Source organism: Enterobacter cloacae complex sp. IR53041 (assembly GCF_049238285.1).
In the GTDB taxonomy this organism is placed as follows: domain Bacteria; phylum Pseudomonadota; class Gammaproteobacteria; order Enterobacterales; family Enterobacteriaceae; genus Enterobacter; species Enterobacter roggenkampii.
Genome location: NZ_JBMKHB010000002.1, coordinates 105714 through 129185, shown reverse-complemented (window position 1 = coordinate 129185; position 23472 = coordinate 105714). Strand labels below are relative to the sequence as shown.

The window sequence follows — 23472 nt, the reverse complement described above, 5'->3', positions numbered from 1 at the left end:
TTAACGGATCTCAATCATCGGTCGGCCACCGCGCGCGGTCACCAGCTCGCCGATCGCCGTCAGGGTAATGCCGAACTCGGCGGCCGTGGCCTGAACCTCGGCTTCGGATTCCGGCGTGACCGCCAGCAGCAGGCCGCCGGAGGTTTGCGGATCGCACAGCAGGTTGCGCCATTCTTCTGGCATTTCGCCCATCAGGTGACCGTAGCTGGCGAAGTTACGCTGGGTACCGCCCGGGACCGCGCCCTGAGCAATGTACTCTTCCACGCCCGGCAGCTTCGGCACGTCCTGATACCAGACCTGCGCCTGCACGCCCGCGCCCTGACACACTTCGGAGAGGTGCCCCAGCAGACCAAAACCGGTCACGTCGGTCATCGCCTTCACGCCGTCGATATTGGCGAACGCCGCACCCGCGAGGTTCATCTGGCACATGACTTCGGTTGCCAGCCCTATGTGCTCCGGTTTGAGCAGGGATTTTTTCTCGGCGGTGGTCAGCACGCCAATGCCCAACGGCTTGGTGAGGAACAGCTTGCAGCCCGCCTGCGCGGTACTGTTGCGCTTCACGCGCTCGGTCGGGACCACGCCGGTCACGGCCAGGCCGAAGATAGGCTCCGGCGCATCGATAGAGTGACCACCGGCCAGCGCAATCCCCGCCTGCTGGCAGGCGAAACGGCCGCCATCAATCACTTCACGGGCTACTTCCGGCGGGATGGTGTTGATCGGCCAGCCCAGAATAGCGATCGCCATAATCGGTTTGCCGCCCATGGCGAAGATATCGCTGATGGCGTTAGTGGCCGCAATACGCCCGAAATCGAACGGGTTGTCGACAATCGGCATAAAGAAGTCGGTGGTGCTGATAATGCTGGTGCCGTTACCCAGGTCATAAACCGCTGCATCGTCACGCGTTTCGTTGCCGACAAGCAGGTTCGGGTCGACAAACTTCGCCTGTTCGCTGTGCAGGATGGTCTCCAGCACTTTCGGGGAAATTTTACAACCGCAACCGGCTCCGTGGCTGTACTGCGTTAAACGAATGGTTTGCTCGCTCATGGACGTCTCCTGTCATCTCAATCGCGCTATGGTAGCGCTCATTCCATAAAGAGGTAAGTATGACTGTCTGAATTCTGCGGCAGATGCTCAGAATCCAGACAGTTTAGCGCGCGCTATCAGAAACGGCTGACGAAAGGCGTGGTGTCCGGCACGCTGATGGTGCTGGAGGCTTTAAGCTGCGGAGTACCGAGATAGAGGAAACCGACAATTTTGTCATGCTTACCGCAGCCAAAACCGTCCCGGACCACCGGGCTTTCGGTCAGCGGACCGGTGCGCCAGATGCCGTTAAAGCCTTGCGCGACGGCGGCCATCTGCATCGCCATCACCGCACAGCCCGCAGACATTTCCTGTTCCCAGACCGGGACTTTATGATCCGCCTGGCATTTTGCCACGACAGTGATGATCATCGGGGCGCGGAACGGGGCATTACGCGCCTTATCGATTCCTTTCTCATCCTGCCCTGCGGCCACCGCCCCCTGCTCCAGCAGTTTACTGAAACGATCGCGGCCTTCGCCTTCAATCACAAAGAAGTGCCACGGCTGCAGCGTGCCATGATCGGGGGCACGCATGCCGGCACGCAGAATGTTCTCCAGCTGCTCGCCTGCCGGGGCAGGTTCGGCCAGACGGGAAGCGCTACGGCGGTTAACAAGCAGTTCGAGTGCGTCCATTGGTTAACTCCTTTCTTGAAATTTACTCACAAAATTAACACGACGGCAGATTTTGTTACAGCCTGGCAGGCGATTCCTGCTGACAAGTGGCGGTTGGGTCATTACGATAACCCAACATTACCGTCCAGTGGCGACGGAAACAGTCATTTTCTGGTTAGGGAGAATACATGCGAACCCTTTGGCGAATTATTGCCGGTTTCTTTAAATGGACGTGGCGACTGCTCAACTTCGTCCGCAACCTGGTGATGAACATCTTCTTCATCTTCCTGGTTCTGGTTTGCGCGGGCATCTGGATGCACATCAGCAACGCAAATCAGGCGCAGCATTCGACTCGCGGGGCCCTGTTACTCGATATCACCGGCGTCATCGTTGATAAACCGTCAGCCAGCAACCGTCTGGGTGTGATCAGCCGTCAGCTGTTTGGCGCCACGTCTGACCGCCTGCAGGAAAACTCCCTGTTCGATATCGTCGATGCCATCCGTCAGGCCAAAGATGACCGCAACATCACCGGCATCGTGCTGGATCTGAAAGATTTTGCCGGCGGCGATCAGCCGTCTATGCAGTACATCGGTAAAGCGCTGCGCGAATTCCGCGACAGCGGCAAGCCGGTCATTGCCGTGGGCGACAGCTACAGCCAGGGACAATATTATCTGGCGAGCTTCGCCAATAAGATCTGGCTCTCCCCACAGGGTACGGTCGATCTGCACGGCTTTGCCACCAACGGCCTGTACTACAAATCGCTGCTCGACAAGCTGAAGGTTACCACCCACGTCTTCCGCGTCGGCACGTACAAATCCGCCGTGGAGCCGTTTATCCGCGACGATATGTCACCTGCCGCCCGCGAAGCGGACAGCCGCTGGATTGGCGAGCTGTGGCAGAACTATCTCGGCACCGTTGCCGCGAACCGTCAGATTACGCCTGAGCAGGTGTTCCCTGGCGCGCAGGGCGTGCTCGAAGGCCTGCGTAAGGTTGACGGCGATACCGCGAAATACGCGCTCGATAACAAACTGGTTGATGCCCTGGGCACCAGCGCCGAGATTGAAAAATCCCTGAGCAAACAGTTTGGCTGGAGCAAAGAGGACAAAAATTACAGCGCCATCAGCATGTATGATTACTCGACGAAGAAACCGGATGAGAACGGGGACAGCGTCGCGGTGGTCTTTGCCAACGGTGCGATCATGGACGGTCAGGAGACCCCGGGGAACGTGGGCGGCGACACCACCGCGTCACAAATCCGCGATGCGCGCCTCGATCCGAAAGTGAAGGCGATTGTCCTGCGGGTCAACAGCCCTGGCGGTAGCGTCAGCGCCTCCGAAGTGATCCGCGCTGAGCTGGCCGCGGCCCGCGCCGCCGGTAAGCCGGTCGTCGTCTCAATGGGCGGAATGGCCGCCTCCGGGGGTTACTGGATCTCCACGCCAGCCAACTACATCGTGGCGAACCCAAGCACGCTCACCGGCTCGATTGGCATCTTCGGGGTGATCAACACCGTAGAAAACAGCCTGGATTCGCTGGGCGTGCATACTGACGGCGTAGCGACTTCTCCGCTCGCGGATGTCGCGGTGACCAAATCCCTGCCGCCGGAAGTCTCTGAGATGATGCAGCTCAGCATTGAGAACGGCTATAAACGCTTTATCACCCTGGTCGCCGACTCGCGCAAAAAGACGCCTGAGCAGATCGACCAGATTGCGCAGGGCCACGTCTGGACCGGTCAGGATGCGAAGAGCAACGGACTGGTGGACAGCCTGGGCGACTTCGATGACGCGGTGAAGAAAGCCGCCGAACTGGCGAAGCTGAAGCAGTGGCATATCGAGTATTACCAGGACGAACCGTCGTTCTTCGATATGGTCATGGACAGCATGTCCGGCTCGGTACGCGCCATGCTGCCGGAGGCGCTGCAGGCTTACCTGCCTGCGCCGGTCGCCACGGCGGCAAAAGCGATGAAGGCAGAAAGCGATAAGCTTGCGGCCTTTAACGATCCACAGAGTCGTTACGCGTTTTGCCTGACCTGCGCGAACGTCCGTTAAAAACCGTCCCCTCTTCCTACGAAGAGGGGATTTTTTTCTTTTGAAGAACAAGAACTCACTACCATGCAGAAGAAATCGATTTATGTAGCCTACACTGGCGGTACCATCGGTATGCAGCGCTCTGAAAACGGCTATATCCCCGTCTCCGGCCACCTGCAGCGTCAGCTTGCGCTGATGCCCGAATTCCACCGTCCGGAAATGCCTGACTTCACCATCCACGAATACGAGCCGCTGATGGACTCCTCCGACATGACGCCGGAAGACTGGCAGCACATCGCGGATGATATTAAAGCCCATTACGACCAGTACGACGGCTTCGTGATCCTGCACGGTACCGACACCATGGCATTTACCGCCTCGGCGCTCTCCTTCATGCTGGAGAACCTGAGCAAGCCGGTTATCGTCACCGGATCGCAAATTCCGCTGGCGGAGCTGCGCTCTGACGGGCAGATCAACCTGCTGAACTCCCTGTACGTGGCGGCGAATTACCCGATTAACGAAGTGTCGTTGTTCTTTAACAACCGTCTGTATCGCGGGAACCGCACCACCAAAGCCCACGCTGACGGCTTTGACGCCTTTGCCTCACCCAACCTGCAGCCGCTGCTGGAGGCCGGGATTCATATCCGTCGTCTGGGAACCCCTCCTGCGCCGAACACCGCGGGCGAGCTGATTGTGCATCCGATTACTCCGCAACCGATTGGCGTGGTGACCATTTATCCGGGTATCTCTGCGGACGTGGTGCGTAACTTCCTGCGCCAGCCGGTGAAAGCGCTTATCCTGCGCTCCTATGGCGTGGGCAATGCGCCGCAAAACGGCGAGTTTCTGAAAGAGCTTCAGGAAGCCAGCGAGCGCGGAATTGTGGTGGTGAACCTGACCCAGTGTATGTCCGGTAAAGTGAATATGGGCGGCTATGCCACCGGCAACGCGCTGGCGCATGCGGGCGTGATCAGCGGTTTCGATATGACCGTTGAGGCAACGCTGACTAAACTTCACTATTTACTGAGTCAGGATCTGGACATTCAGTCCATTCGCAGCGCGATGATGCAAAACCTGCGCGGCGAACTGACGCCTGACGAATAAGGAGGTCTCATGAAGCAACGCGCCCTGCTCCTGGTCGATTTGCAAAATGATTTCTGCGCGGGCGGTGCGCTGGCCGTCGCCGAAGGTGACAGCACCGTTGACGTGGCCAACACGCTGATTGACTGGTGCAAAGCCCGTGGTGAAGCAGTTGTCGCAAGCCAGGACTGGCACCCGGCAAATCACGGCAGCTTTGCCAGCCAGCACAATGTCGAGCCCTTCACCCAGGGTGAACTCGACGGGCTGGCGCAAACTTTCTGGCCGGATCACTGCGTACAGCAAACGGAAGGCGCGGAGTTACATCCGCTCCTGAACCAGAAAGCCATCGACGCGGTGTTCCATAAAGGTGAAAACCCGGCTATCGACAGCTATAGCGCGTTTTTTGATAACGGGCATCGCCAGAAAACGGCGCTGGACGCCTGGTTACGTCACCATGAAATCACCGAGCTGATTGTGCTGGGGCTGGCAACGGACTACTGCGTGAAGTTCACCGTGCTGGATGCGCTTCAGCTTGGCTACACCGTCAGCGTCATCACCGACGGCTGCCGCGGGGTGAACATTCACCCGCAGGACAGCGCTCAGGCGTTTATGGATATGGCTGCGGAAGGCGCGACGCTGTATACGCTCGAAGACTGGCTGGAAACCCAGGCTTAGGCCTTTTAAGCCGGGTGGCGGCTGCGCCTTACCCGGCCGACTTCTTTGGTTTTGTAGGCCGGGTAAGCGTCAGCGCCACCCTGCAAAACTCCCCCTCCGATCCCCATAAAGTGAACTCCCTCGCAACCTCAGCGAAGCGGCAATGCTATTCTCTTCAGGCTGTTTTTTCGCCACGCCTTTTCCGTGGCGTGGTTAATTTTATTAAGTCAAAGAGGAACTTGTATGAAACGTTTGCCCTTGCTGGCAGCACTACCCTTGCTTTGCGCGTCAGTTGCCTCCGCCAGTTCCCTGATGTCCGTGGGCTACTTTAACGGGGGTGGCGACGTCACCGCCGGACCGGGTGGCGATATCAATAAACTGGACGTTCGCCAGATCACCCACCTGAACTACTCGTTTGGTCTGGTCTATAACGACGAAAAAGACGAAACCAACGCCGCGCTGAAAGATCCGGCGAAGCTGCATCAAATCTGGCTATCGCCAAAAGTGGCGTCCGACCTGGCCTTGATCCCCACCCTGCGTAAGCAAAACCCAAACCTTAAGGTCCTGCTCTCCGTCGGCGGCTGGGGCGCGCGTGGTTTCTCTGGCGCAGCGGCAACCCAAGAGAGTCGCGCGGTGTTCATCCGCTCCGCGCAGGAGATTGTTGAAAAATATGGTCTGGACGGGATCGACCTCGACTGGGAGTATCCGGTCAACGGCGCCTGGGGCCTGGTGGCAAGCCAGCCTGCCGACCGGGATAACTTTACCGCCCTGCTGAAGGAGATGCGCGACGCGTTCGGGCATAAAAAGCTGGTGACCATTGCGGTAGGCGCGAATGCGGAAAGTCCGAAAAGCTGGGTGGATGTGAAAGCCATTGCGCCCCTGCTCGACTACATCAACCTGATGACCTACGACATGGCGTACGGCACGCAGTATTTCAACGCCAACCTGTACGACTCCAGCGCCTGGCCGACGGTGGCCGCCGCGGACAAATACAGCGTCGATTTTGTGGTGAACAACTATCTGGCCGCCGGGCTGAAGCCTCAGCAGATGAACCTCGGGATTGGTTTCTATGGCCGCGTGCCGAAACGCGCCGTGGAGCCGGGCATTGACTGGACGAAACCCGACGCGCAAAAAAATCCAGCGACTCAGCCCTACTTCGGGCCGCAGGAGATCGGGTTGTTCAAGTCGCTCGGCTACGACCTGACCAAAGATACCTACGTGAAGTACAACGATATCGTCAAAAAGCTGCTGAACGATCCGCAAAAACGCTTTACCGAGCACTGGGACGACCAGGCGAAAGTGCCGTGGCTTTCGGTGAAGGGTGCCGATGGCAGCGCGCTGTTTGCGATTTCGTATGAGAACCCGCGATCCGTGGCGATCAAAGCGGACTACATCAAAGAGAAAGGTCTCGCCGGGGCGATGTTCTGGGAGTACGGCGCGGATGACGAAAACCAGTTAGCGAAGCAGCTGGCGGCGTCGCTCGGGATCCCGCACTAAAGTGTAGCGTGCCGGGTGGCGCTAGCGCTTACCCGGCCTACATGAGAGCATTATTTGAAAGTCGCAATCGGTTTCGGGGTGATACCGAAGTCCTCTTTCAGCTCACGCTTGCTCTTCATCACCATCTGGCCACGGGTGTCGATCGTCATGTGCTGCGCGTCGGTGTTGTTGCGCGCCTGCCACAGCATCACCAGCTGCAGGCTGTTCTCTTTCTGCTCCGGGGTCAGCGCGACGCCATCGGGCCATTTTCCCAGCTCTACGGCGGTGACCAGACGCTGATAAATCTCCGGCGTCATACCGCTAATCATGTCTTCAATATTCACAATCCCGCCCTTTTAAAGGAATAATTTGCTGAATCGTTTTTTCAACCCTTGATCTGGTCGCCGTTTTCGTCGTCAGTGAAGCTCATTGAGGCGGAATTCACGCAGAAACGCTCGCCCGTTGGCTGAGGGCCATCCGGGAAGACGTGTCCAAGGTGCGCATCACAGTTGCCGCAGCGAATTTCGGTGCGCACCATACCGTGGGACGAGTCGGTCAGATAGCGGATAGCCTCATCGCTCACCGGCTCGTAAAAGCTCGGCCAGCCGCAGCCCGAATCAAATTTCGTTTGGGAATTGAACAGCGGAGCATCACAGACCAGGCAGTGGTAGACGCCGTCTCGCTTGTTGTGCAGTAAACGCCCGGTGAACGGCGGTTCCGTCCCGTGGTTTTGCGTCACGTAAAACTGCATTTCTGTGAGGTTTTTTTTCAAATCGTCGGGGTTACGTTGGTTCGACATATGCTTACATCTCGCTGTAGAAACAGACATCTTTTACCCCGCATTCTAACAAAACATTAACACCCTTGCGTGCACTTTTGATCTAAACTTATGTGTCGCGAAAAGGCGGTCAGGCAATTGTGATCATATTCACATTTTTATCCTGCGAGGACTTTAAAATTCCGGGCGCAGCCCCCATGTGGTTGCAAGCTCAAAGGGAAAGTGAGGCGAGTCAGTCGCACAAACGTTAGTCACAGGATTGATTTGTCGCAATGATTGACACGATTCCGCTTGACGCTGCGTAAGGTTTTTGTAATTTTACAGGCAACCTTTTATTCACTAACAAATAGCTGGTGGAATATATGACTATCAAAGTAGGTATCAACGGTTTTGGCCGTATCGGCCGTATTGTTTTCCGTGCTGCTCAGAAACGTTCTGACATCGAAATCGTTGGTATCAACGATCTCCTGGACGCTGAATACATGGCGTACATGCTGAAGTACGACTCAACTCACGGTCGTTTCGACGGCACCGTTGAAGTGAAAGACGGCCACCTGGTTGTAAATGGCAAAACCATCCGCGTTACTGCTGAGAAAGACCCAGCTAACCTGAAATGGAACGAAATTGGTGTTGACGTTGTTGCTGAAGCAACCGGTATCTTCCTGACCGACGAAACTGCACGTAAACACATCACTGCGGGTGCGAAGAAAGTTGTTCTGACGGGTCCTTCCAAAGACAACACTCCAATGTTCGTTCGTGGTGCAAACTTCGAAACTTACGCTGGCCAGGACATCGTTTCCAACGCATCCTGCACCACCAACTGCCTGGCACCGCTGGCTAAAGTTATCAACGACAACTTCGGCATCATCGAAGGTCTGATGACTACCGTTCACGCAACCACCGCTACTCAGAAAACCGTTGATGGCCCGTCTCACAAAGACTGGCGCGGCGGCCGTGGCGCGGCTCAGAACATCATCCCATCCTCTACCGGTGCGGCTAAAGCTGTAGGTAAAGTACTGCCAGAACTGAATGGCAAACTGACTGGTATGGCGTTCCGCGTTCCAACTCCTAACGTATCCGTTGTTGACCTGACCGTTCGTCTGGAAAAAGCTGCTTCTTATGAAGAAATTAAGAAAGCAATTAAAGCTGCTTCCGAAGGCCCAATGAAAGGCGTTCTGGGTTACACCGAAGACGACGTTGTATCTACCGATTTCAACGGCGAAGTGTGCACTTCCGTGTTCGATGCTAAAGCAGGTATCGCACTGAACGACAACTTCGTTAAACTGGTATCCTGGTACGACAACGAAACCGGCTACTCTAACAAAGTACTGGACCTGATCGCTCACATCTCCAAATAAGTTGAGATGAGTGTTTGATCCAAAAAGGCGACTTCGGTCGCCTTTTTTATTTATAAGACAGAGGATTGCTTAATGATTAATAAAATTTTTGCACTTCCGGTAGTCGAACAACTTACCCCTGTGCTCTCCCGCCGCCAGATTGACGGTGCTGACGTTATCGTCGTTGACCATCCGCGCGTTAAGGCCTCCGTGGCGCTGAACGGCGCCCACCTGCTCTCCTGGAAGCCGGAGGGTGAAGTTGAGGGATTGTGGCTCAGTGATGCGACCTCCTTCAAAAAAGGGGCTGCAATCCGTGGTGGCGTACCGATCTGCTGGCCGTGGTTCGGCCCGTCCGCACAGCCGGGTTTGCCTTCTCACGGTTTTGCCCGTAACCAGCAGTGGACCCTGAAAGCGCATAACGAAGACGACAGCGGCGCCGTGCTGACCTTTGAGCTGCAGGCTAATGACGAAACCCGCGCCCTGTGGCCGCACGATTTCACCCTGTACGCCCGCTTTAAGCTGGGTAAAACCTGTGAAATCGAACTGGAAGCCCACGGCGAGTTCGAAACCACCTCCGCCCTGCACACCTATTTCAACGTGGGTGACATCAGCGCTGTGAAGGTGAGTGGCCTTGGCGATACCTTTATCGATAAAGTCGACAACGCGAAAGAAGGCAAACTCAGCGACGGCGTTCAGGCGTTTCCTGACCGTACCGACCGCGTCTATCTGCATCCGGAAGCATGCAGCATGATCCACGACGGTGCCCTGAACCGCGGCATTGAGGTAGTACATCACCATCACAGCAACGTGGTGGGCTGGAACCCGGGTCCTGCACTGTCTGTCAGCATGGCCGACGTGCCTGACGACGGTTATAAAACGTTTGTCTGCGTGGAAACGGCCTGCGTGACTGCCCCGCAGAAAGCGAGTGAAGAAAAGCCATCTCGTTTAGGTCAGACGATCCGCATTATTAAGCGATAATCTCGCTGCACCTCACTAAAGCAAACGGGGCGCAAGCGCCCCGTTTTGATGCACCAATTGCACAATATAAGTGCACAATCAGAACTTGTAGGTCACACCGACAGAAAAGATGCCTGCCCAGGACTTATCGACCATCGGGCTGTCTTTCACTTCATCGCTCAGACGCTCATAACGGCCAGTACCGTACACGCTCCAGTCGCCAAGGAAGTTATAGCTCGCGGTCAGCTCCAGGTACGGATCCCAGCCGTCATCTGCGCTGTAGCTCTTCAGACCGCTACGACGGGACTCGTTTTTAGAGACGCCATAATAGTAGTCATTGTAGTTCTCGCTGTTGTACTGCACACCAATACCCGGCGTCAGGGTCAGACCACCGTTGGTGTAACGGTACAGCCACGCCAGATCCCAGATAAAGCCGTTGCTGTTATCCAGCGTATCGCCTGCCAGGGCCGTACGCAGGAAGCCATACTGGGTGTTATGCACATAAGAGAGGCCGGCCATCATCGAGCTTTTACGCTTGTCGAGCTGGCGAAGCGCGTGGCTGTCGCTGTCACCCGGCTTGAAGTGCGTAGGATCGTAGTACGCCATGATGGAAAGCTTATCGGCCGTATCGTTCCACAGATAGTAGCCGCCGCCGAGCCCACGGAACCAGACGTTATCGCCTTCATAGGTGATAACCGGGACAGGATAAACATCACGGTCATACTGTTTGTACGGGCTGTTAATGACGCCAACACCCGCGCCAACCGTCCACTGACTTTCCGCCTGTGCGGTGCTTACTGCGGTCGCGGCAAGGATGCCTAATGCCAGAAGTTTGAGTTTGGTCACAATCCATTCTTTCCTGTAGTCAAATAATCAGCGGGTGAAGTGTAACCGCCATTCCCGTACATCCCAAAATTTTTTGCCTGCTAATCAGTCCGATTAACCCATTATTTTTAACTTATCAGATGACAACCTGCTTTCATTTACATGACCGCTGAATGAAAAACGTGCTTTTGACTTATTACCAGAGTGGAAATTTTTGGATGAGTTATTGATATGTCATTGAAAGTAGATTTTATGGGCATGCAAGTTTTGCAAATGCCATCTACGCTTTAATTTAAGAAGAGTTTTCCTGAACACCTGCGGTTCTTAGCCTCTGACCTGGCACACAGGTTGCTGCTCTGGCAGTGAGGTGCGAGAGATTCTCTTCCGGGAGCCTCCACTACTCATACGAACGGCTCTTATCCTGTGCTAAAAAACGAAAGGACGGCATGCCATGAATATATTCGATCACTATCGCCAGCGCTATGAAGCTGCCAAGGACGAAGAGTTCACACTGCAGGAGTTTCTTACCATCTGTCGGCAAGATCGCAGTGCCTATGCCAATGCGGCAGAACGGCTATTAATGGCTATTGGTGAGCCAAACATGGTTGACACTGCCCTGGAACCCCGGCTTTCCCGTCTCTTTTCGAATCGGGTGGTCGCCCGATACCCGGCGTTTGAAGAGTTCTATGGTATGGAAGATGCCATCGAACAGATTGTCTCCTACCTGAAGCATGCCGCTCAGGGTCTGGAAGAGAAGAAACAGATCCTTTATTTACTCGGCCCCGTGGGCGGCGGTAAATCCTCGCTGGCGGAACGCCTGAAGTCGCTGATGCAGCGCGTGCCTATCTATGTGCTGAGCGCCAACGGCGAGCGCAGCCCGGTGAATGACCATCCGCTGTGCTTGTTCAATCCGCAGGAAGATGCGCAGATTCTGGATAAAGAGTACGGCATCCCGCGTCGCTACCTCGGCACCATCATGTCCCCGTGGGCGGCCAAGCGCCTGCATGAGTTTGGTGGCGACATCACCAAATTCCGCGTGGTGAAAGTCTGGCCGTCGATCCTGGAACAGATCGCCATCGCCAAAACGGAACCCGGTGATGAGAACAACCAGGATATTTCGGCGCTGGTCGGTAAGGTCGACATCCGCAAGCTGGAAAACTTCGCGCAAAACGACCCGGATGCCTACGGTTACTCTGGCGCGCTGTGCCGGGCTAACCAGGGGATTATGGAATTCGTCGAGATGTTTAAAGCGCCCATCAAGGTGCTGCATCCGCTGCTGACGGCCACTCAGGAAGGAAACTACAACGGGACGGAAGGTATCTCCGCCCTGCCGTTTAACGGGATCATTCTTGCCCACTCGAACGAATCTGAATGGGTAACCTTCCGTAACAACAAAAACAACGAGGCCTTCCTTGACCGCGTGTACATCGTCAAGGTGCCTTACTGCCTGCGGATCTCCGAAGAGATCAAAATTTACGAGAAACTGCTTAACCACAGTGAGCTGGTGCATGCGCCGTGCGCGCCGGGCACGCTGGAAACGCTGTCTCGCTTCTCCATCCTGTCGCGCCTGAAAGAGCCGGAAAACTCCAGCATCTACTCGAAAATGCGCGTCTATGACGGTGAGAGCCTGAAGGATACCGATCCGAAAGCGAAGTCGTATCAGGAGTATCGCGACTACGCCGGGGTTGATGAAGGGATGAACGGTCTGTCCACGCGCTTCGCGTTTAAGATCCTCTCCCGCGTCTTTAACTTCGACCATGCGGAAGTGGCGGCCAACCCGGTGCATCTGTTCTACGTGCTGGAGCAGCAAATCGAGCGCGAGCAGTTCCCGCAGGAGCAGGCTGAACGCTACCTTGAGTTCCTGAAAGGTTATCTGATCCCGAAATACGCCGAGTTCATTGGCAAAGAGATCCAGACGGCCTACCTGGAATCCTATTCAGAATACGGGCAGAACATTTTTGACCGTTATGTCACCTACGCTGACTTCTGGATCCAGGATCAGGAGTACCGCGACCCGGATACCGGCCAGCTGTTTGACCGTGAATCCCTGAACGCGGAGCTGGAAAAAATCGAGAAGCCTGCCGGGATCAGCAACCCGAAAGACTTCCGTAATGAGATTGTGAACTTCGTCCTGCGCGCCAGAGCGCATAACAACGGGCGCAATCCGAACTGGACCAGCTACGAGAAGCTGCGCACGGTCATTGAGAAGAAAATGTTCTCCAATACCGAAGAGCTGCTGCCGGTGATCTCGTTTAACGCCAAAACCTCAACCGATGAACAGAAAAAACACGACGATTTTGTCGACCGTATGATGGAAAAAGGCTACACCCGCAAACAGGTCCGCCTGCTCTGCGAATGGTACCTGCGCGTGCGTAAATCGTCTTAAAACAAGTGCCCGGCGGCGGTTAGCGCCTGCCGGGCCTACAAAATGCAAGTTGGCAAATGCAGTACGGGGGGTATATGACCTGGTTTATTGACCGGCGTCTTAACGGCAAAAACAAGAGCACGGTGAACCGCCAGCGCTTCTTGCGTCGTTATAAAGCGCAAATTAAACAGTCTATCTCCGAGGCCATCAACAAACGCTCGGTGACCGACGTCGACAGCGGCGAGTCTGTCTCCATCCCCACCGATGACATCAGCGAACCGATGTTTCATCAGGGGCGAGGCGGCCTGCGCCATCGCGTACACCCAGGTAATGACCACTTCGTTCAGAACGACAGAATTGAGCGCCCTCAGGGCGGCGGCGGTGGTTCAGGAAGCGGTCAGGGACAGGCCAGCCAGGACGGTGAAGGTCAGGACGAATTTGTCTTCCAGATCTCAAAAGATGAATATCTCGACCTGCTTTTCGAAGACCTGGCGCTGCCGAATCTGAAAAAGAATCAGCATCGTCAGCTTAATGAATATAAAACCCACCGCGCGGGCTATACCGCCAACGGCGTGCCCGCCAACATCAGCGTCGTGCGTTCGTTGCAGAACTCGCTGGCGCGACGCACGGCCATGACGGCAGGCAAACGTCGCGAACTGCGCGAGCTGGAGAGCAGCCTGAAGGTGGTGGAAAATACGGAACCGGCGCAACTGCTGGAAGAGGAGCGCCTGCGTAAAGAGATTGCAGATCTGAGGGCGAAGATCGAACGGGTCCCGTTTATCGACACCTTCGACCTGCGCTACAAGAACTACGAAAAACGCCCTGAGCCCTCCAGCCAGGCGGTGATGTTCTGTCTGATGGACGTGTCCGGCTCGATGGACCAGGCCACCAAGGATATGGCAAAGCGCTTCTATATTCTGCTCTATCTGTTCCTGAGCAGAACCTATAAGAACGTCGAGGTGGTCTATATCCGCCACCATACCCAGGCAAAAGAAGTGGATGAACATGAGTTCTTCTACTCGCAGGAAACCGGGGGCACCATCGTCTCGAGCGCGCTGAAGCTGATGGATGAAGTGGTCAAAGAGCGCTACGACCCGGCACAGTGGAACATTTATGCCGCGCAGGCGTCGGATGGCGATAACTGGGCCGACGACTCGCCGCTGTGTCACGAGATTCTGGCGAAGAAAATTCTGCCGGTCGTGCGTTACTACAGCTATATCGAAATCACCCGTCGTGCTCACCAGACCCTGTGGCGGGAGTATGAGCATCTGCAGTCGATGTTCGATAATTTTGCCATGCAGCATATCCGTGACCAGGATGACATTTATCCGGTGTTCAGGGAGCTGTTCCACAAGCAGTCTGCTACCAGCAACGCATAATCCCACAGCCAGCGAACCCGCTGGCTGTTTTCTTTCGACCCCGTTCATCCCGTGCTAATGTAGAACGCTGCATTCTGGATTATCACCGGGAAAATCGTTATGACTGACGACGTTATTGGAACAGGAACCCACCAGCAGCTCATTACCTTACTCACCGCGCAGGGCGCGCGTTTTCGCGTCATGGAGCACGAAGCGGTCGGGAAATGTGAAGCGGTAAGTGAAATTCGCGGAACCGATCTGCGGCAAGGCGCCAAGGCCCTGGTCTGCAAGGTGAAGGGAAACGGCGTGAAAAAACACGTTCTGGCGATTCTGGCCGCCGACCTGCAGGCTGACCTGAGCCAGCTTGCCAGCCATTTTGGCGGGCTAAAGGCCTCCCTCGCCAGCCCGGCCGAAGTCGATGCCCTGACCGCCTGCGTTTTCGGCGCTATCCCGCCCTTTAGCTTTCATCCTGACCTGGCACTGGTTGCCGACCCGCTGCTGTTCGAGCGCTTTGACGAAATCGCGTTTAACGCCGGCCTGCTGGAAAAATCCGTGATTATGGATACCCAGGATTACCTGCGCATCGCCCGTCCTGAGCTGGTCACCTTCCATAAAGCGTAACTGCGATGGCTGACGCCCTGTCAGCCTTTTCGTTCCAGAAACAGCACGGAGGCAACGAGAATAACGGCAATAGCGAAAAACGATGAGGAGATAATCAGCGTTTCCACAAACATGTGATCGTTCATGATGGCGACCCCTTTTGCGATATCTGCTTTCGTTTTAATCCGCGTAAATGACAAGGTTATGACAACGACAAAATCTTTTTAACACTGTTCTCTGCCGCGTTTGCGCGTACAGTAAACAGAACAATTTTTCTGGCAAGGATTCCCTATGTTTGACCCTACTCTGCTCATTCTTCTGGCACTCGCCGCGCTCGGCTTTATCAGCCATAACACTACCGTCGCCATCTCGATTCTGGTGCTGATTATTGTGCGCGTGACCCCGTTAAATACCTTTTTCCCGTGGATAGAAAAACAAGGCCTCACCATCGGGATCATCATCTTAACCATCGGGGTAATGGCGCCCATCGCCAGCGGCACGCTTCCCGCCTCAACGCTGCTGCATTCGTTTGTAAACTGGAAATCGCTGGTGGCGATCGCGGTGGGGATTTTTGTGTCATGGCTGGGCGGACGCGGCGTCACGCTGATGAGCAGCCAGCCCTCGCTGGTGGCGGGCCTGCTGGTGGGCACCGTGCTGGGCGTGGCGCTCTTTCGCGGTGTGCCGGTCGGCCCGCTGATTGCGGCAGGCCTTGTCTCGCTGTTTATTGGGAAGTCGTAGTCAGGCTGGCCATATAACGCGCCGGCGTCTGGCCCAGTCCCTTCCTGAACATGGTGATAAACGCGGTGGTCGAGTCATAGCCAAGTGACTGGGCCACATGCTGCACCGATTTGCCGCTTATTAAATGCTGTAACGCCATAATCAGCTGCAGCTGGTGACGCCAGCGGCGGAAGCTCAGACCGGTCTCCTTCACTACCAGCCGCGCCAGGTTGCGCTCGCTCATGGCGAAGTGGCTCGCCCACTGCGCCAGCGTCTGCCAGGCGGCGGGCTCTTCCGCCATCTTCTCGCTCATCAGCCGGATTTTGGGATGGGGCGACACGGGCAGCTGCAGATGCTCCTGTCGCTGGAGCGGCAGCTCGTCAAACAGGACGTCCACCAGACGCGAGGTGGCCGCGAGCTGCAGCTGTTCACGAGATTTTTCCGCGAGCGATAAAATCAGCTCACGCACCAGGGGGGAGATTTTCAGAGTACAGCAGCGCTCGGGCAGGCTGGCAGCCCCCGGCTCAATAAACAAAAAGCAGAGCTGCGCGCCCGGCGTGGCCCTGTTACTGTGCGGCATCTGGCCGGGGATCCAGACGGCATACTGGGGCGGCACCATCAGCATGGCATTTTCCACTTCACAGGTGATTGCGCCGCCGAGGGCCAGAATCAGCTGCCCCTTACGGTGATGATGAAGCGGAATATATTGTTCCTCCGCCACTACCTGAATGCGAAATGCGACGGCCGCATCGTACTGGCTATCTGGATCGTAGCCTTCCAGTCCCAGACCAATCATCAGTTTGTCCGATATGAGCGATAAACTGTCATTTTAGCCTGATTTCAACCGCTGAGAAAATCGGTATTGTGTGCGCTCGCTTGAACGTATGAGAACATAATGACTACTGCTATTCGCACCTCAGGAAAACACGGCGCGCTGTTGATTGCAGGCATCCTGATGATTGCCACCACGCTTCGCGTCACCTTTACTGGCGCAGCGCCGCTGCTCGATACCATTCGTCTTGATTATGGCTTAAGCACGGCGCAAACCGGTCTGCTGACCACCCTGCCCCTGCTGGCTTTCGCCCTTGTCTCGCCGCTCGCCGCAGGCGTTGCCCGGCGTATCGGCATGGAGCGCAGCCTGTTTATCGCCCTGCTGCTCATTTGCGCCGGGATTGCCGTTCGCTCGCTGCCTTCCGCCGCTTTGCTTTTCATCGGAACGGCGATCGTCGGCTGCGGTATTGCGCTCGGGAACGTGCTGTTACCGGGATTAATTAAGCGTGATTTTCCGGGCCAGGTGGCGAAGCTCACCGGCGCCTATTCCCTGACGATGGGCGTCTCGGCGGCGTTTGGCTCAGCAATGATCGTTCCCCTTGCACAGGGGAGCGCGGGCTGGCATGGCGCGCTGCTGATGCTGATGGCGTTTCCGCTGGTCGCACTGCTGCTCTGGCTGCCGCAGTGGCGTCAGAAACACGTCGCAACGGTAACGGGCGCAGGCGCGCTGCAAAACCGCGCGCTCTGGCGCTCGGCCCTCGCCTGGCAGGTGACGCTCTTTTTAGGAATTAACTCGCTGATCTACTACGTCATCATCGGCTGGCTGCCGGCGATATTGCTGAGCCATGGCTACAGCGAAGCGCAGGCCGGTTCGGTGCACGGTCTGTTGCAGCTGGCCACGGCCGTGCCGGGACTCGCCGTTCCGCTGATCCTCCACCGCCTGAAAGATCAGCGAGCGATCGCAGGCTTAGTGGCCCTGATGTGCGCGATAAGCGCGGCAGGATTATGGTTTATGCCCGGAATGGCGGTGATGTGGACGCTGATGTTTGGCTTTGGCACAGGGGCAACAATGATCCTCGGCCTGACGTTCATCGGCCTGCGCGCCAGCTCTGCGCACCAGGCGGCGGCGCTCTCCGGAATGGCACAGTCGATTGGCTACCTGCTTGCCGCCTGCGGCCCGCCGCTGATGGGGAAAATTCACGATACCGCAGGAGACTGGCAAATCCCGCTTCTGGGCTGTGCGCTGGCCGCTGTGATAATGGCTATCTGCGGTGTGTTAGCCGGGCGAGACCGGGAGATCGCGCCCCGTTAAATCCTCAGGCAGACCACCGGGTCTGCCTTTTTTACCCGCGCGCTGCGCGCAGCATCGCCTGCACCAGCACGACCGGGCGTCCTTCCAGCGCGGCACGTTCATGCTGGAATAAGGTGATCACGAAGAACGGGTGCGTCACCAGCTCCGCGGCACGGATTTCACCCCGATCGTCCCAGCCCGTCACATGCATATCACCGCTTTCCAGCGCCTGCGCAAACGCCGGCGACACGCCATAGTTACAGTGATACCCCTCTTCAATTTCGGGCTTGCCGTACGCTTTGGCGATCAGCGTATTATTGCGCAGCTCAATGGCATCCGTTTTTTCCACCAGCGAGCAGGTCAGCGGCGCAATCACCATGGTGCCTTCGGTATCCGTCTCAGCGTGTGCCGCATCAGCCCAGCCCAGCACGTTTCGGGCATACTCAATCAGCGCATGCTGGAACCCGCCGCAGGTGCCCAGGAACGGGATGCCGTTCTCACGGGCGTAGCGCGCGGCAATAAAAGCGGCCGCCGTGTTTTTATAGGGGCTGGCAGGAACCAGCCAGATGGCATCGTAGCCCACCAGATCTTCAGCACTTGTTAGCTCCGTCGTGGCCAGCCAGTCGTAATCGGCGGTGAGGTCAAGCACTGCAGCGGCGTCGTCAATGGCCAGCGGGATAGCCTGATGCGCAATAACATTGGGATTGTAATCGCCAACCAGCGCAATGCGCAGCGTTGTTTTAACCGGGAGGTGTTCCATGAAAGGTTCCTTATGCCAGAGTATTATCAGATAACATAAGGAACCTCAGACTACCGATCTTTTGCAATTATCACAATACCTTAAATTGGGAGGGTGGAATCATGATTCAGTGCAAACGGGTATACGAACAGGCAAGCCCTGACGACGGCTATCGGGTACTGGTGGACAGGCTGTGGCCACGCGGGCTGAAGAAAACGGATCTCGCGTATGACGAATGGTGTAAAGCGCTCACGCCTTCGAATGAATTACGCAAGGCTTTTCACAGCGACACGATTGATTTCGCCGCCTTCAGTCAGGCCTATCGGGAAGAGCTGGCGCAGCAGGCTGACGAGGGCGTGCGTCTGGCGACGCTGGCGCGCAGGCAGACCGTCACCCTGCTCTTTGCTGCCAAAAACACGGAGCAAAATCACGCTCTGGTCTTAGCCGACTGGCTGCGCCATCTGTGATCAGCCGATCGTCAGTTCATCCAGAATTTGCGGCGCTTCATCCGGGGTGAGCGGCATCAGATGTTCGGCGCGGACAAAGGCAAAGCCGTGCTGGTTGTCAAAGGCGTAGACGTCACCCGTCACCAGCCAAAGCGCGCGATCTGCGGTGACCGGTAATTGCGTCATCACGCCGTTGACCGGGTTAACAAAACGCAGGCCAGGCTGGCAAAGGCCAAACAGCTCAACGGATTTACCAATATTGCGACGGCCTGACGCCGTGCGGGCGCCAACGATCATCGCCATGCTGCCCGGTTTTAGCTGAAACATACTTCTCTCACGATAACGAACGCCAGGAACTGGCTAAGAATAATCTTAAAGAGAAGTGTATCGCAGGCAATATTACTTTGTCACCTGGCGGGTTGCGGATGGTCGCGACGATAGAGCGTCCATTCATCAATCACTTCGCCGCCCGGTAATTTGCACTCGGTACGCACACCCTGCGGGCTTTGAACCGGGACCTGTTCCCCGCCTTTCTCCAGACAGTAGACGGAAGCTGGGTTCGCCATACCGATAACGTGCGGCGGTTTCGGTGCATCAGGTGGCGTGGTTTTTGCGGTGCAGGCGGCCAGGGGAAGCGCCAGCGCCAGAAGCAGAAATCTCATCTCATTGATCCTTTTGACGTCATCAGAGTCTAAGGGTAACGGGTCATCGCCACGTTCTCCATGATTTCTCCATTTTAACTGCACTTTTCAGCACTATAGTGTGGCATGTTCTCGATATGACCAGAGAACATCATTCCGTAATCAAGATGTCTTTGCCCCGGTCTCAACAACGGGGCTTTTTTTCTCGCCTGCTGCCCGCCCCCTGCATATATTAAATTTTATGTATTCATGTTTTACTATGTCTGAAGCCTAAAAATTCAGCATAACATGCAGATGCAGACGTCTTCTGCCTGGGAGTCATTCTACGTCATGTCGGATCTTATCCTCGCTCGCGTTTCAGAAACCCTTGCCACCGAGCAATCCCTTGAAAGCCTCGTTCGCCAGCTGCTGGAGATGCTGGAGATTGTCACCGACATGGAGTCGACCTACCTGACGAAGGTGGATATCGAAGCGCGGCTGCAGCACATTCTCTACGCTCGCAACAGCAAACAGATGACGATCCCGGAGGGGCTGAGCGTCCCATGGGATGAGACGCTGTGCAAGCGCGCGCTGGATAGTGACACGATATTCAGCAATGACGTGCCCGAGCGCTGGCCCGAGTGTGAAGCCGCAAAAGCGCTTGGCATTACCACCTACATGAGTATTCCTGTCCATCTTGCCGATGGTTCACTTTACGGAACGCTCTGCGCCACCAGCACGGCCAGAAAGCCGCTGAGCGAGCGCGCTGAACAGGTTCTGAAGCTCTTCGCCGGGCTGATTGCCCAGTCCATTCAGAAAGAGTCGCTGGTGACCCAGCTTCGCGAAGCCAATGCGGCCCTCATCGCGCACTCCTATACGGATGCCCTTACCGGTTTACCCAACCGTCGCGCCATTTTTGAAGATCTGACCACCCTCTTTTCTCTGGCCCGGCATCTTAAGCGTAACGCCATCATCGCGTTCATCGATCTGGATGATTTCAAACTGATTAACGATCGTTACGGCCACGAGGCTGGCGACCAGTTCCTGATAGAAGTGGGTAAGCGTTTGACGGAAGAGAAACAGCAGGACGATATTATCGGTCGTCTGGGCGGGGATGAATTTCTGGTGGCGTCGCTAAGCCAGCCCCACCAGGACGGGGATAACGCGCAGCTTACGCTGCTCAAAACGCGCCTCAGCGCCTGCATCGCTGGCGAATACTGGCTGGGCAGCGTTCATATTATTTATCCGGGCGCCAGCTTCGGCGTGATCGAAGTGGACCGTGCCGCAACCGATCCTGACAGCGCGTTACGCGCTGCGGATGTCGCGATGTATCAGGATAAGAAAGGAAAAAGCAAATCACGCTTTCTCACCATTGATTAACCCCGTACACTCTACGGCGTTACAGAAACCGAAACAGGTGATGGTATGAGAATAGGGATCCTCTTCCCGGTCGTTATATTTATAACGGCGGTGGTATTTTTAGCGTGGTTTTTTGTCGGCGGTTACGCGGCGCCGGGGGCATAAATGCGGAAGACAACCGTCATTATGCTGATCGTTGCCATCGCGGCGTTTGCCGGCACGCAGCTTGGCTGGTGGTAAACGCCAGTACGTAAAAAGGCCGCCATCTGGCAGCCTTTTTCAACGCTTTCAGACCTTAGCTTTTGATCTTTCTGTAGATAAACAGAACAACCAGCGCACCGATCACCGCGACGGCGAAACTGCCGAAGTTAAAGCCATCGACCTTGCCAAAACCGAACAGCGTACTGATCCAGCCGCCGACTACCGCGCCGACAATACCCAGTATTACGGTGACGATAAACCCACCGCCATCTTTGCCCGGCATGATCCACTTCGCCAGAATACCCGCAATAAGCCCAAAGATAATCCAGGATAAAATTCCCATAACTTTCCTCTCTGTATGGTTTTTGTCATTAAATCAACGACACAAAAAAGGATAGCACAGGATTCCAGAAAGGAAATTTGTGATAAGCATCACAATGAGAGAGTGGGGAATTATTCATCAAAAAAATGTACGGGCCACAGAAACTGTGGGGCTGCATCTTTTGTTGAGAAAGATTATCTTTCTCAACACTGAATAGTTGAGAGAAACACTCAAGTATTCAGTACGACATTGCTCACATTGCTTCCAGTATTTCTTGCCCACTCCTGAGTGGGCTTTTTTTTTGCTCATACCCCAACAAACGCGTACCGGTTACGTCCCGCGCGTTTCGCCTGATAGAGCGCCTGGTCTGCGGCAATAATGATATTTTGCTGGCTGCCTGCAATGTCGACGGCACGGGCGGTGGGAATTCCGACGCTTACCGTCACCCGGCCGAAGGGGCTAAAGGCATGCGCGATTTGCAGCGAGAACACATTGCGAATAATCGTCTGGGCCAGACGAAGTGCCTCCTGAATATCCGTATCCGGCAATATCAGCGCAAACTCCTCTCCGCCGTAGCGCGCCACAAGCTGATTATCACGGGTAAGGCTCTCCCTGAGGCTGTTTCCGAGCATTGCCAGACACCGGTCCCCTTCAGGATGACCATAGTTATCGTTGTATTTTTTGAAGTAGTCCACGTCCACGATCAGTACCGAAATCGGCGCGTCATGTGCGGCGCACGTAGCAATTTCCGAGAGGATTTTTTCATCAAAGACGCGGCGGTTGTACAGCCCGGTCAACGCATCTTCTGAAGCGATAATCTTCAGCGCTTTGTTATCCCGTGTTTTTCGGGACAGGTCGGAATACAGGAAGTACGACGCCACGATGAGTATCGCCGTAAACACGAAAATGAGTACCGCCAGCTGAATCGCCTGCTTGCGCCAGGGTGCAAGAGCTTCATCAATGCTGACGGCCACTGTGGTGACCAGTCCGTAGCGTCGGTTTTTCTCATAGGCATAAATGCGCTCGATTTTATCAAACCGTGAGATGGAGCTGGCTATCCCCGTATTTTGTACTTTGAGATATTTCCTGAAGAGCGGTGAATCAGAAACAATCGTGCCGATATAGGTATTTTTAAAGGGATAACGGACCAGCAGCACGCCTGATTGCGTCGTTAAGCCGATGACGCCCGAGTGACCGATATTAATCTGCCCGTAGAGTGCCAGAAAATTTTCAATACCGAGCGTCACCACTACGACACCGTTAAATGCCCCGGACTGAGTTTCAAGGCGCCGACTGAGGGTGATAACCCATTTGCCATTGGTTCTGCTTACCACCGGCTCCCCAATAAAGACCTGCTGAGTTTTATTTTCCTGGTGATAGATAAAAAACTCTCTGTCCGAGCCTTTGCGCGGCCCCGTGAAACTTTCATGCAGCGCGGTGAAGATATCGCCCTGAGCATCGTAAACAACCACATTATTAATCTGGGTAAGAAGGTTATCCTGATTATGGATCATGTGCTGAATATTGGTCGCCTGCTGCGGGGTCATGCCATAAATTTCGATTATGTCGGAAACGGTAGTAATTAACATTTCACTCTGGCGCATGATCCCTTCAGTATAAACATCCAGGGTGTGGCTAAGATTAGCGACGCTGGTATTAATTTGCTGGATTGACTGCTGTCTGGACGTGGCAATTTGGACGGCAAGCGCCAGCGAGATGATCAATGAGACAATGATGACGGTAATGGTTGTTGTGTAAAAAGTATTTTTCACATGCACGAGCTTTTCCACCTTATCACGCCTGATATCCCTGGCTGACAACTCTTGTCACTGTAACAAAGCTCAGGATAAGAGGAAAATGAATT

General features: G+C 55.4%; 26 protein-coding genes. 14 read left to right on the top strand and 12 right to left on the bottom strand.

Features of this window, described 5'->3' with window-relative positions; genetic code table 11:
* Both selD and ACOTXF_RS02085 read right to left on the bottom strand, forming a co-directional pair.
* Entirely contained in the window at nucleotides 1-1044 is a 1044-nt protein-coding gene (selD, locus tag ACOTXF_RS02090; RefSeq protein WP_023292697.1) for a selenide, water dikinase SelD, read from the bottom strand.
* A gap of 116 nt (nucleotides 1045-1160) precedes the next feature.
* The gene (locus tag ACOTXF_RS02085) at nucleotides 1161-1712 is read right to left on the bottom strand and encodes an NAD(P)H nitroreductase (RefSeq protein WP_048961990.1); all 552 of its coding nucleotides are present in this window, start codon (nucleotides 1710-1712) and stop codon (nucleotides 1161-1163) included.
* Nucleotides 1713-1879: 167 nt separating this feature from the next.
* Here ACOTXF_RS02085 and sppA point away from each other — a divergent pair, with 167 nt between their 5' ends.
* The 4 genes from sppA (at nucleotide 1880) to ACOTXF_RS02065 (ending at nucleotide 6943) form a co-directional block, all read left to right on the top strand.
* Nucleotides 1880-3736 (top strand): signal peptide peptidase SppA, encoded by a 1857-nt coding sequence (gene sppA, locus ACOTXF_RS02080; RefSeq protein ID WP_032674570.1) that lies wholly within the window; start codon nucleotides 1880-1882, stop codon nucleotides 3734-3736.
* A 63-nt stretch (nucleotides 3737-3799) separates the two neighbouring features.
* Nucleotides 3800-4816, top strand: coding sequence for an asparaginase (ansA, locus tag ACOTXF_RS02075; RefSeq protein WP_008500705.1), 1017 nt, complete (start codon nucleotides 3800-3802; stop codon nucleotides 4814-4816).
* 9 nt (nucleotides 4817-4825) lie between these two features.
* Nucleotides 4826-5467 (top strand): bifunctional nicotinamidase/pyrazinamidase, encoded by a 642-nt coding sequence (gene pncA / locus ACOTXF_RS02070; RefSeq protein ID WP_021241052.1) that lies wholly within the window; start codon nucleotides 4826-4828, stop codon nucleotides 5465-5467.
* Nucleotides 5468-5689: 222 nt separating this feature from the next.
* Nucleotides 5690-6943, top strand: a complete 1254-nt coding sequence (locus tag ACOTXF_RS02065) for a glycoside hydrolase family 18 protein (protein WP_047745202.1) — start codon at nucleotides 5690-5692, stop codon at nucleotides 6941-6943.
* A 50-nt stretch (nucleotides 6944-6993) separates the two neighbouring features.
* Here the strand turns inward: ACOTXF_RS02065 and ACOTXF_RS02060 are convergent, their stop codons facing one another.
* Together ACOTXF_RS02060 and msrB are read right to left on the bottom strand one after the other, a co-directional pair.
* Nucleotides 6994-7266, bottom strand: coding sequence for a YeaC family protein (locus ACOTXF_RS02060; RefSeq protein ID WP_023327144.1), 273 nt, complete (start codon nucleotides 7264-7266; stop codon nucleotides 6994-6996).
* Between the two features lie 41 nt (nucleotides 7267-7307).
* On the bottom strand, nucleotides 7308-7721 hold the full coding sequence (msrB, locus tag ACOTXF_RS02055; protein WP_008500710.1) for a peptide-methionine (R)-S-oxide reductase MsrB: 414 nt from the start codon (nucleotides 7719-7721) through the stop codon (nucleotides 7308-7310).
* 341 nt (nucleotides 7722-8062) lie between these two features.
* Here msrB and gapA point away from each other — a divergent pair, with 341 nt between their 5' ends.
* Nucleotides 8063-9058 carry a glyceraldehyde-3-phosphate dehydrogenase gene (gene gapA, locus ACOTXF_RS02050; protein ID WP_006809136.1) on the top strand — a complete coding sequence of 332 codons (996 nt, stop codon included), beginning with the start codon at nucleotides 8063-8065 and terminating at the stop codon, nucleotides 9056-9058.
* Nucleotides 9059-9130: 72 nt separating this feature from the next.
* Entirely contained in the window at nucleotides 9131-10015 is an 885-nt protein-coding gene (locus ACOTXF_RS02045) for a D-hexose-6-phosphate mutarotase (protein ID WP_023327142.1), read from the top strand.
* Nucleotides 10016-10093: 78 nt separating this feature from the next.
* Here ACOTXF_RS02045 and ACOTXF_RS02040 read toward each other — a convergent pair whose 3' ends face one another.
* Nucleotides 10094-10840: a MipA/OmpV family protein gene (locus ACOTXF_RS02040; RefSeq protein ID WP_021241048.1), complete on the bottom strand. Its 747-nt coding sequence runs from the start codon at nucleotides 10838-10840 to the stop codon at nucleotides 10094-10096.
* 430 nt (nucleotides 10841-11270) lie between these two features.
* On the opposite strand from ACOTXF_RS02040, the gene yeaG reads away from it, so the two are divergent.
* The 3 genes from yeaG to ACOTXF_RS02025 all read left to right on the top strand — a co-directional run bounded on the left by yeaG (nucleotide 11271) and on the right by ACOTXF_RS02025 (nucleotide 15163).
* The gene (gene yeaG, locus ACOTXF_RS02035) at nucleotides 11271-13205 is read left to right on the top strand and encodes a protein kinase YeaG (RefSeq protein WP_008500713.1); all 1935 of its coding nucleotides are present in this window, start codon (nucleotides 11271-11273) and stop codon (nucleotides 13203-13205) included.
* 74 nt (nucleotides 13206-13279) lie between these two features.
* Nucleotides 13280-14563: a YeaH/YhbH family protein gene (locus ACOTXF_RS02030; RefSeq protein ID WP_181518866.1), complete on the top strand. Its 1284-nt coding sequence runs from the start codon at nucleotides 13280-13282 to the stop codon at nucleotides 14561-14563.
* 99 nt (nucleotides 14564-14662) lie between these two features.
* The gene (locus ACOTXF_RS02025) at nucleotides 14663-15163 is read left to right on the top strand and encodes a YbaK/prolyl-tRNA synthetase associated domain-containing protein (protein WP_047744939.1); all 501 of its coding nucleotides are present in this window, start codon (nucleotides 14663-14665) and stop codon (nucleotides 15161-15163) included.
* 20 nt (nucleotides 15164-15183) lie between these two features.
* Here the strand turns inward: ACOTXF_RS02025 and yoaI are convergent, their stop codons facing one another.
* Nucleotides 15184-15288 carry a small membrane protein YoaI gene (yoaI, locus tag ACOTXF_RS02020; protein ID WP_010430055.1) on the bottom strand — a complete coding sequence of 35 codons (105 nt, stop codon included), beginning with the start codon at nucleotides 15286-15288 and terminating at the stop codon, nucleotides 15184-15186.
* Nucleotides 15289-15433: 145 nt separating this feature from the next.
* Here yoaI and ACOTXF_RS02015 point away from each other — a divergent pair, with 145 nt between their 5' ends.
* The gene (locus tag ACOTXF_RS02015) at nucleotides 15434-15880 is read left to right on the top strand and encodes a DUF441 domain-containing protein (RefSeq protein ID WP_008500737.1); all 447 of its coding nucleotides are present in this window, start codon (nucleotides 15434-15436) and stop codon (nucleotides 15878-15880) included.
* Here the strand turns inward: ACOTXF_RS02015 and ACOTXF_RS02010 are convergent.
* The gene (locus tag ACOTXF_RS02010; RefSeq protein WP_045418205.1) at nucleotides 15864-16655 is read right to left on the bottom strand and encodes an AraC family transcriptional regulator; all 792 of its coding nucleotides are present in this window, start codon (nucleotides 16653-16655) and stop codon (nucleotides 15864-15866) included. The two genes, ACOTXF_RS02015 and ACOTXF_RS02010, sit on opposite strands and share 17 nt — an antisense overlap.
* Nucleotides 16656-16754: 99 nt before the next feature.
* On the opposite strand from ACOTXF_RS02010, the gene ACOTXF_RS02005 reads away from it, so the two are divergent.
* Complete coding sequence (locus ACOTXF_RS02005; protein WP_021241045.1) at nucleotides 16755-17942, top strand: CynX/NimT family MFS transporter; 1188 nt, start codon at nucleotides 16755-16757, stop codon at nucleotides 17940-17942.
* 31 nt (nucleotides 17943-17973) lie between these two features.
* Here ACOTXF_RS02005 and ACOTXF_RS02000 read toward each other — a convergent pair whose 3' ends face one another.
* Entirely contained in the window at nucleotides 17974-18681 is a 708-nt protein-coding gene (locus tag ACOTXF_RS02000; RefSeq protein WP_023292704.1) for a CTP synthase C-terminal region-related (seleno)protein, read from the bottom strand.
* 101 nt (nucleotides 18682-18782) lie between these two features.
* Here ACOTXF_RS02000 and ACOTXF_RS01995 point away from each other — a divergent pair, with 101 nt between their 5' ends.
* The gene (locus ACOTXF_RS01995) at nucleotides 18783-19127 is read left to right on the top strand and encodes a DUF488 domain-containing protein (protein ID WP_023327138.1); all 345 of its coding nucleotides are present in this window, start codon (nucleotides 18783-18785) and stop codon (nucleotides 19125-19127) included.
* Here ACOTXF_RS01995 and ACOTXF_RS01990 read toward each other — a convergent pair whose 3' ends face one another.
* Nucleotides 19128-19433 (bottom strand): hypothetical protein, encoded by a 306-nt coding sequence (locus tag ACOTXF_RS01990; protein ID WP_008500742.1) that lies wholly within the window; start codon nucleotides 19431-19433, stop codon nucleotides 19128-19130. It abuts the gene before it with no gap.
* An 80-nt stretch (nucleotides 19434-19513) separates the two neighbouring features.
* Nucleotides 19514-19768 (bottom strand): DUF333 domain-containing protein, encoded by a 255-nt coding sequence (locus ACOTXF_RS01985; RefSeq protein ID WP_008500743.1) that lies wholly within the window; start codon nucleotides 19766-19768, stop codon nucleotides 19514-19516.
* A 309-nt stretch (nucleotides 19769-20077) separates the two neighbouring features.
* Between ACOTXF_RS01985 and ACOTXF_RS01980 the strand changes: the two genes are divergently transcribed.
* Together ACOTXF_RS01980 and ACOTXF_RS01975 are read left to right on the top strand one after the other, a co-directional pair.
* Nucleotides 20078-21106, top strand: a complete 1029-nt coding sequence (locus tag ACOTXF_RS01980) for a sensor domain-containing diguanylate cyclase (RefSeq protein ID WP_047744961.1) — start codon at nucleotides 20078-20080, stop codon at nucleotides 21104-21106.
* 45 nt (nucleotides 21107-21151) lie between these two features.
* On the top strand, nucleotides 21152-21250 hold the full coding sequence (locus tag ACOTXF_RS01975; protein ID WP_014883431.1) for a YoaK family small membrane protein: 99 nt from the start codon (nucleotides 21152-21154) through the stop codon (nucleotides 21248-21250).
* A 130-nt stretch (nucleotides 21251-21380) separates the two neighbouring features.
* Here the strand turns inward: ACOTXF_RS01975 and ACOTXF_RS01970 are convergent, their stop codons facing one another.
* Nucleotides 21381-21629: a GlsB/YeaQ/YmgE family stress response membrane protein gene (locus ACOTXF_RS01970; protein WP_008500746.1), complete on the bottom strand. Its 249-nt coding sequence runs from the start codon at nucleotides 21627-21629 to the stop codon at nucleotides 21381-21383.
* 284 nt (nucleotides 21630-21913) lie between these two features.
* Nucleotides 21914-23398 (bottom strand): sensor domain-containing diguanylate cyclase, encoded by a 1485-nt coding sequence (locus tag ACOTXF_RS01965; protein WP_370975679.1) that lies wholly within the window; start codon nucleotides 23396-23398, stop codon nucleotides 21914-21916.
* Nucleotides 23399-23472: the final 74 nt, after the last annotated feature.